Origin of the sequence: Streptomyces colwelliae (assembly GCF_048158785.1) — a bacterium.
GTDB lineage: Bacteria > Actinomycetota > Actinomycetes > Streptomycetales > Streptomycetaceae > Streptomyces.
This window is the reverse complement of record NZ_JBLTJC010000117.1, coordinates 21,135-28,545: the sequence shown is the minus strand read 5'-3', so window position 1 is coordinate 28,545 and position 7,411 is coordinate 21,135. Positions and strand designations below refer to the sequence as shown.

Sequence of the window (7,411 nt, the reverse complement as noted above, 5' to 3'; positions counted from 1 at the left end):
CCGCGGCCGGCCGCCCCGCAGCGGCAGCCCGGCGATCGGCTCGATACCGCCCCCGTCGGCGTCGCCGTACAACTCGGAGAGCCGGTCCGCCTTTTCGTCCGGGACCTGGAAGCCGGCGTCCGGCATGCCGAGCGGCTGGAAGATCCGCTCGGCGAAGAACTCGTCGAGCCGCTGCCCGGAGACCACCTCGACGACCCGGCCCAGGACGTTGGAGGCGACGGAGTAGTTCCACTGGGTGCCCGGCTCGAACTGGAGCGGCAGACTCGCGTAGATGTCGATCGTCTCGGCGAGGTTCGCGCCGGGCGGCACGGACGACTCCAGGTGCGCCTCCCGGTACAGGGCGTCGACCGGGTGCGAGTGGTAGAAGGCGAAGGTCAGACCCGAGGTGTGGGTCATCAGGTGCCGGATCAGCATCGGCTGCTCCACCGGCCGCGTCTTCACGTCGGCGCCGGAGCCGCTGTCGTAGACCCGCATGTCGGCGAAGGCCGGCAGATGACGGCCGACCGGGTCGTCCAGGGAGAGCTTGCCCTCCTCCATCAGGATCAGCGCGGCGACCGCGGTGACCGGTTTCGTCATGGAGTAGATCCGGTACAACGTGTCCGGCGTGACGGGGAGTTCAGCCGCGACATCGCGGTGCCCGTGGGCGGTGAGGTGGGCGACGCGACCGCCGCGGGCCACGGACACCAGGAAGCCCGGCAGGCGCTCCACGTCGACGTAGTGGGCGAAGTGCTGGTCCAGGCGGTCCAGCGCCTTGTGATCCAGTCCGACCTCGTCCGGGTCGACCTCTTGTAGCAGCTGTGCCATGGCTCTCCTCCGAATTGCGTTCACGAGGTGGGGTCCCGCATACCCGGCCCCGGACACCTCGGAACTCATCGTCGCGCAGGAACACCTGCGCGGTCTCCTGTAACGGGGGGATGTGTGAGCGACGCGACTGTCCGCCCGGGCAGTACGAGACAGGCGAGAGCGCCGGTCAGGGCCACCGCGGCGAGCATTCCGAGCGCCGACTCCCGGCCACTTCCGGCCATCAGCGCGCTCCCGGCGGCGACACCCAGCGTCGGACCCACGTTCACGGCGGTCTGCTTGAGCCCGCCCGCCACCCCGGCCGACTCCACGGCGGCCTCCCGCACGACTACTTGGGTCGCCGCCACCATGACCGTTCCAAACCCAGCCCCGAGCAGGGCGAAACCCCCGCATACCGCGACTGTGCCGGAGGCCCGGGACAACACGAGAACGGCCAGGGCTACGACCGTCATCGCCACGCCGGCCGTACGACGCGCCCCGACCCGGCGCAGCACCACGGCGGTCGCGGGTGCCGCGAGGACCATCGTGGCGGCCAACGGCAGCCCTCGGAGGGCGCTTTGGAACGGGCCAAGTCCCATCGTGTCCTGGAGGAAATAGGTGACGACGAACAGCGTCCCGGAGAACGCGGCCGACGCCGTGAGCAGCATCCCGAGTGCCCCGCGGATCGCCGCCGAGCCGACGACGTCCGGCGGCAGCAGCGGATGCGCCGTACGACGCTCATGCCGTACGAAGGCGACACCGGCCGCCACGGACACGGCCAACCCGGCGGACGAGCCGGCGGACGAACCGGGGAGATCCACCAGCGCCTGGATGAGAGAGGCGAGGGAGAGGGCCAGCAGCAGGGCGCCGGGCAGGTCGAACCGGATGCCGTTCGGCTGCCGTTGTCGCTGTCCCCGAACGGTGAGGGCGAGTACGCCGAACAGGAGCGAGGGCACGACGTTGAGGAAGAAGACAGCCCGCCAGCCCACCGCCGTCACCAACGCCCCGCCCACCAACGGCCCGGCGGCGGCCGCGACACCGATTACGCTCGTGCGTACGGCGATGGGCAGGCCGAGCCGGTCGGGAGGGAACGCGGCGCGCAGCATGCCGAGCGTGGCCGGCTGGAGCAGGGCGCCGAACACCCCCTGGACGACACGGAGTCCGATCACCCAGCCGACACCGGGCGCCAGGCCGATCCCGGCCGAGGCGACACCGAAGCCGAGCATGCCGAGCCCGAACACCCGCTGATGGCCGTACCGGTCCCCGATCCGCCCGGCCGACACCAACAGGCTCGCCACGGCGACGAGATACGCGGTGCTCGTCCACTGGACCTGTGCGAGGGAGGCCCCCAACTCCCGTTGCAGGGTGGGCTGTACGACGGTGAGTACGGTGCCGTCCAGCGCGACGATCGCCGCTCCCGCCACGCTGCTCGCCAGCACGAGCCGCCGGTGAACCGTCATCGGGCGGCCTCCGGACCGAGGTGCGCGTCGAGGGCCGACCGCAGCAGGGGGGTGAAGTCGTGGGCACCGGTGGCGAGTTGGAGGCTGCCCCAGCGCCAGAGCTGGGCGACGCCGTGCAGGTTCGCCCACAACGCGCCCGCGACGAGACGGGCGTCCACGTCGGGACGGACGCGGCCGACCAGGTCCACCAGGATGCCGAACAGCGGCAGGCTGGTGTCCCGCAGCCCCAAGTGACCGCTCTCCAGCAGGTCGTGACGGAACATCAACTCGTACATGCCGGGGTTGTCGAGGGCGAACTCCAGGTAGACGCGGCCCAGTTCCGTCAACTGCGCGCGTGGGCTTGCAGTGCCGTCCCCGAGTCCGAGTGCGCTTTGCGCTCGCTCACCCAGCTCGGCGAAGCCGCGCCGCGCGATCGCGGACAGCAGCTCCAGGTGGGTGGGGAAGTAGCGCCGGGGCGCGCCGTGCGAGACGCCGGCCCGCCGGGCGATCTCGCGCAGGGTCAGCGCCTGCGCGCCCTCCTGGGCGACCAACTCCACACCGACGTCGACCAGGCGGCCCCGTAGCCCTGCTTCCGGTTCGCTCATGCTCATAGACACTGTCTACCAATAATCGGTAGACAGTGTCTACTAGCTGTGTCCGCCGCTGTGTCCACCGCTGTGTCCCGGCCCGGGGGAATGCGTGACCTGCTTCACACGGTTGATGGACGTATGACTCACGACGCGACGCAGGACGCACTGCTCCAGTTGCTCTCCGAGGGCCACGGCGGGGTACTGGTCACCCTCAAGAAGGACGGCCGGCCCCAACTGTCGAACGTCAGCCACGCCTACTACCCCGACGAGCGGATCATCCGTGTGTCGATCACCGATGACCGCGCCAAGACCCGCAACCTGCGCCGGGACCCCCGCGCCTCCTACCACGTGACCAGCTCCGACCGATGGGCCTTCACGGTCGCCGAGGGCACGGCCGACCTCACTCCGGTCGCCGCCGACCCGCACGACGACACGGTCGAGGAACTCATCAAGCTCTACCGCGACGTCCTCGGCGAGCATCCGGATTGGGACGACTACCGGGCGGCGATGGTGCGGGACCGGCGGCTGGTGCTGCGGTTGCGGGTGGAGCGGGCTTACGGGATTCCGGCGGGGGTGAACCGGGGCTGAGCCGTCCCGAGCAGGGGTGACCCATCGTCACCACCCTTCACCGGCGCTAAGGTTGATCCGCTGTGCGGTGAGCGGACGACGGGGGAGTGCACGAGGTGATGGATCTGCTGTCCACCGGCGCCATCAGTGCGGTGTTCGGAGCCATCGGCTCCGGGATGGCGGGCGAGGCGGGCAAGTTGGCCTGGGAGTCGGCCGGCGGAATGGTCCGCCGCCTCGCCGGACGCGAGGTGACCGCACCTGTCGGCCCCGACGATGTGAACGCGATCGCGCGCATGGTCCACGACCGCGTCCACAGCGACCCCGAACTCGCCCTCGTCTGGACCCGGTTCGCGCGCGGCGTGCGCATCCCGGAGCCCGTCACCGGACCGGGACGCCACTGCCTCCCCTCGGCACCCCGTTCCTTCACGGACCGTCAGGACGCCCTGAAACTCCTGGACAAGGAGGCGACCCGCACCTTCGACGGCCGTCCACGACTGGCGCTCCTCCACGGCCCCGAGGGCATCGGCACCAGCACCCTCGCCTTCCACTGGGGCGCACGGCAGGTGGCCCGTTACCCCGACGGACAGCTCTACGCCGACCTGCGCACGCTCGGCCCCGAACCGGTCCTGGCCGCACTGCTGCGCCAACTCGGCCTGCCCGACGAGGACATACCGCCCTCGATCGCCGATCGGACCGCCCTGTTCCGGCGCTCCCTGACCGACCGCCGGGTCCTCGTGGTGCTCGACCACGCGCGCTCCGCCGCCCAGGTGCAGCCGCTGCTGGCACCGGCTCCGGACGTGGTCACCCTCGTCGTGGCCCGGAATCCGCTCATCGGCCTCGACGCCCTGCGGATCCCGGTCGGACCGCTCGGTCGCCGGGACGCGAAACGGCTGCTCACCGAGCTGGTCGGAAAGCCCGCGGTCAGCGCCGCCCGCGCCACGCTGCCCGCCGTACTGGACCGCTGCGCCGGCTCCCCCTACGCGCTGCGCGCCGCCGCACCCCGGCTGACCGCACCGCCCGTACCGGCCGAGACGCCCGCCGGTTCCGAGAGCGACCCGGTGAGTTCCGCCGTCGAGGACTCGTACCGCCTGCTGGCCCCCGACACCGCCCGCCTCTACCGCCTGACCGGCCTGTACGACTGGCCCGCGCTCGACGCCGCCGCGGCTGCCCGCGCCGCCGATGTCGACGAGGCCGAGGCCGCCCGGTGTCTTGAGGAGTTGGCCGGCGCCCTGCTCATCGAGGTCACGGACGAGGGGCGTTACCGCTACCGTCCCGCTGTCCGCGCACACGCCGCACGCACAGCCGCCGCCACGGACGGCATCGCCGCGTGCTCCGCCGCCGTGTCCCGCACCGTCGAGGGCTATCTGCGGCTCGCACTGGCCGCGGCACAGGCCGCGCTGCCCGAGAGCTGGCGCGTCCCGGGCGCGGCCACACCGCTGTCGTACGAGAACCGCGGCGCGGGCGTCGCCGCACTGGCCGCGGAGGCGCCCAACCTGGTCCAAGCGGCGCACGCCGCCGAGGAGTTCGGCGACTGGGACACCGTCGTCCTGCTGGGCCAGGCCCTGTGGCCGCTCCAGCTCAAGGCCGGCCATCACGACATCCTGCTGCCCGCCCTGCGGTCCGGAGTCCGTACGGCGGACTCCCACTTCCCCGGCACCCGCACGGCCGGCGCTCTCCATGCTCAACTCGCCCACAGCCTCATGGAGTTGCGGCGCTGGGACGAGGCGGAACCCGAGGCGCTCGCGGCGGCACGGGACGAACGGGCCGGTGGGCATGTGCGCGGCCAGGCCTCCGCTGTCGAGTTCCTCGGCCTGCTCCGGCTGCGCCAATGGCGCTTCGACGAGGCGTACGCGGCCTTCGACGAGGCGTACCGCATCCTCGACGGCATCGGTGCCGACGACGAGGGCGCCGCCGATCTGCCGCGCGCCCGCGCCCTGTTGGAACGCCACCGCGGCCGTGCCCTGCGCGGACTCGGCCGCCAGGCCGAGGCTGTCGAGCGACTGGACCGCGCCCTGGCCTTCTTCCGCGCGAGCGGTGAGGCCTACAACACGGCCCGCACGCTCACCGACCTCGCCGAAACCCGCCTGAACGGCGGCGAGTTCACGGCCGCCCGCGCCCTGATCGACGAGGCGACCGCCGCCCTCCGCGACGAGAAGGCCGAACAGCACCTGGAGTATCTGCGCGGCCTGCGCGAACGCTGCGAAGGCTAGCCGCGGTTGACCCGAACCCGGTGCACGACCCCTCCCGTGTGCACGGTCAGCCCCTGTGCGACGACCTCGTGCAGTGCCTTGCCGGACGCGAGCCAGGCGTACAGGGCCGAGGCGTAGGCCGCCGGGTCGGCGTCCGCGCCCGGCTCGGCACGCAGGTGCAACAGGGTGTCGTCCGAGGTGCGGACCGTGCAGGTACTGGGGCCGGTGATGTACGCGGCGAGGGCGCACTGCGGGTGCCGGGCGAGTGTCTCCGTCGTCCAGAGCGCGGGTGACCCGAAGCGCGGATCGTCGGCGGCGCCGTGGCGGAACACCACGTCGGCCAGGGAGAGTTGGGACTGCTCACGGGTGTCCTCGTGCACCGCCGTATGGGCCTCGCCCGTGCTGTCGGGCGCCGGGTGCGGGCCCGCGTACCGGACGACCGAGACCTCCCCCGAGCCCGGCAACGTGGTCAGCACCTGGAGCGGGACCGTGTGCGCCGCCGGCTCGAACGGCGGGAGCGGGAGCGGTTCGAGGAGCGCGGGCGCGTCCGGTTCGGGGATGCCGATGATGTCGTAGAAGAGGCGTCGGAGGCGGGTCGCGGACTCGCCCGGTACGGAGCTGGTGAAGGTTGCGGGCTCGGGCAACGGGCTGTGTGTGCCTAGGAGTTGTGTCAGTTGGGGGCGCAGCGGGAGCGTGGGGTCCAGGCGGGGTGCCGTACGGACGAAGGCGTGCACCGGGGCGTCGGGGGCGAGGCCGTCGAGGGGTGCGGCGCCGAGGAGGACGGGGGTGCCGAGCGCGGCGGCGTAGTAGGTCACCGAGCCGTGGTCGCCGATGACGACGTCGGCGGCGAGCAGCGCCTGGCGCCAGTTGTCGAGGGGGTCGACGAGGGTGAGGCCGGCGCGGCGGGCGCGGTCGAGCCAGGCGCGGATCTGGCCGGGGCCGTGGCCGTGCCAGATGTTGGGGTGCAGGACGGCCGCGAGACGGTACTCGTCGACGGGGAGTTCGGAGGTCAGACGGGGGAGCAGGGAAGGCAGCGTGTCGTCGCCGAACAGGGATTCCGGGTTCCACGTGGAGTTGAGCACCACCAGCCGCTGACCGCGCCCGACGCCGAGCGCCCGCCGGTAGCGGTCCCGGTACGGGCGGGCCGCGAGCATGCGGTCCCAGCAGGGATCACCGGCGAGTACGGCCGTGGGCGCGGCCTCGGGACAGACGGCTCGCAACCGCTCCAACTGCTCGGGGTGCGACAACACCAGCGCGTCCGCGACGGGCCGCCCGATTTCGTCGAGCAACCACTCGGGCGACAACCCGAAAACCGGAGCCGCACCATCCGCCGCCTCGGCGCCGGGTGTTGGGTGTTGGGTGTTGGGTGTTGGGTGTTGGGTGTTGGGTGTTGGGTGTTCCCAGTCTCTTAGGATATCCGACGCCGTGTGACAACACGGCCAATACACCGGAAAATGCCCGGAGTTGACCGCCGAAGCTCGCCGACACCGCCAAGTCGACCGAAGTCCGCACGGCCTGGTCCCAGGGCACCACCGGCACCCCCGTTTCCGCCAGCAACTCCGTGACCCCCGCCCGGAACGCGGAGGACCCCGTGCACGTCACCAGCATCTGCACCCGGAAGTCGTCGTGGAACAGCGGCAGTACATCGAGCAGCCGGGTCGCGGAGGTCACGTTGTGCACGACGAACAGCACCTTGCGGCTGTGCCCCCGCGTCGCCCACCGCCCGGCGTCGTCGCCGACCGGCACCCGGATCCACTCCTCGGCCCCCGTCACGCCCCCTCGACCACCTTTCGCACGTGTGATCGGGCAACGATAGTCAGCCCTGGGCCCGCGTGCACCGGCCGCC

Annotated in this window: 6 protein-coding genes; 2 read left to right on the top strand and 4 right to left on the bottom strand. The window is 72.0% G+C overall.

Features of this window, described 5'->3' with window-relative positions; genetic code table 11:
• The 3 genes from ACNFOC_RS24185 to ACNFOC_RS24175 form a co-directional block, all read right to left on the bottom strand.
• A partial coding sequence (locus ACNFOC_RS24185; RefSeq protein ID WP_416961203.1) for a serine hydrolase domain-containing protein occupies positions 1-804 on the bottom strand: 804 nt, incomplete at its 3' end.
• Positions 805-869: 65 nt separating this feature from the next.
• Positions 870-2,240, bottom strand: coding sequence for an MFS transporter (locus ACNFOC_RS24180; protein WP_416961202.1), 1,371 nt, complete (start codon positions 2,238-2,240; stop codon positions 870-872).
• Positions 2,237-2,824, bottom strand: coding sequence for a TetR/AcrR family transcriptional regulator (locus tag ACNFOC_RS24175; protein WP_416961201.1), 588 nt, complete (start codon positions 2,822-2,824; stop codon positions 2,237-2,239). Before ACNFOC_RS24175 ends, ACNFOC_RS24180 begins: the two co-directional genes overlap by 4 nt.
• Positions 2,825-2,947: 123 nt before the next feature.
• On the opposite strand from ACNFOC_RS24175, the gene ACNFOC_RS24170 reads away from it, so the two are divergent.
• Complete coding sequence (locus tag ACNFOC_RS24170) at positions 2,948-3,397, top strand: PPOX class F420-dependent oxidoreductase (RefSeq protein ID WP_416961200.1); 450 nt, start codon at positions 2,948-2,950, stop codon at positions 3,395-3,397.
• Positions 3,398-3,495: 98 nt separating this feature from the next.
• Complete coding sequence (locus tag ACNFOC_RS24165; RefSeq protein ID WP_416961199.1) at positions 3,496-5,586, top strand: tetratricopeptide repeat protein; 2,091 nt, start codon at positions 3,496-3,498, stop codon at positions 5,584-5,586.
• On the opposite strand, the gene ACNFOC_RS24160 is transcribed toward ACNFOC_RS24165, so the two are convergent.
• Positions 5,583-6,869: a CDP-glycerol glycerophosphotransferase family protein gene (locus ACNFOC_RS24160; protein WP_416961198.1), complete on the bottom strand. Its 1,287-nt coding sequence runs from the start codon at positions 6,867-6,869 to the stop codon at positions 5,583-5,585. The two genes, ACNFOC_RS24165 and ACNFOC_RS24160, sit on opposite strands and share 4 nt — an antisense overlap.
• Positions 6,870-7,411 lie beyond the last annotated feature (542 nt).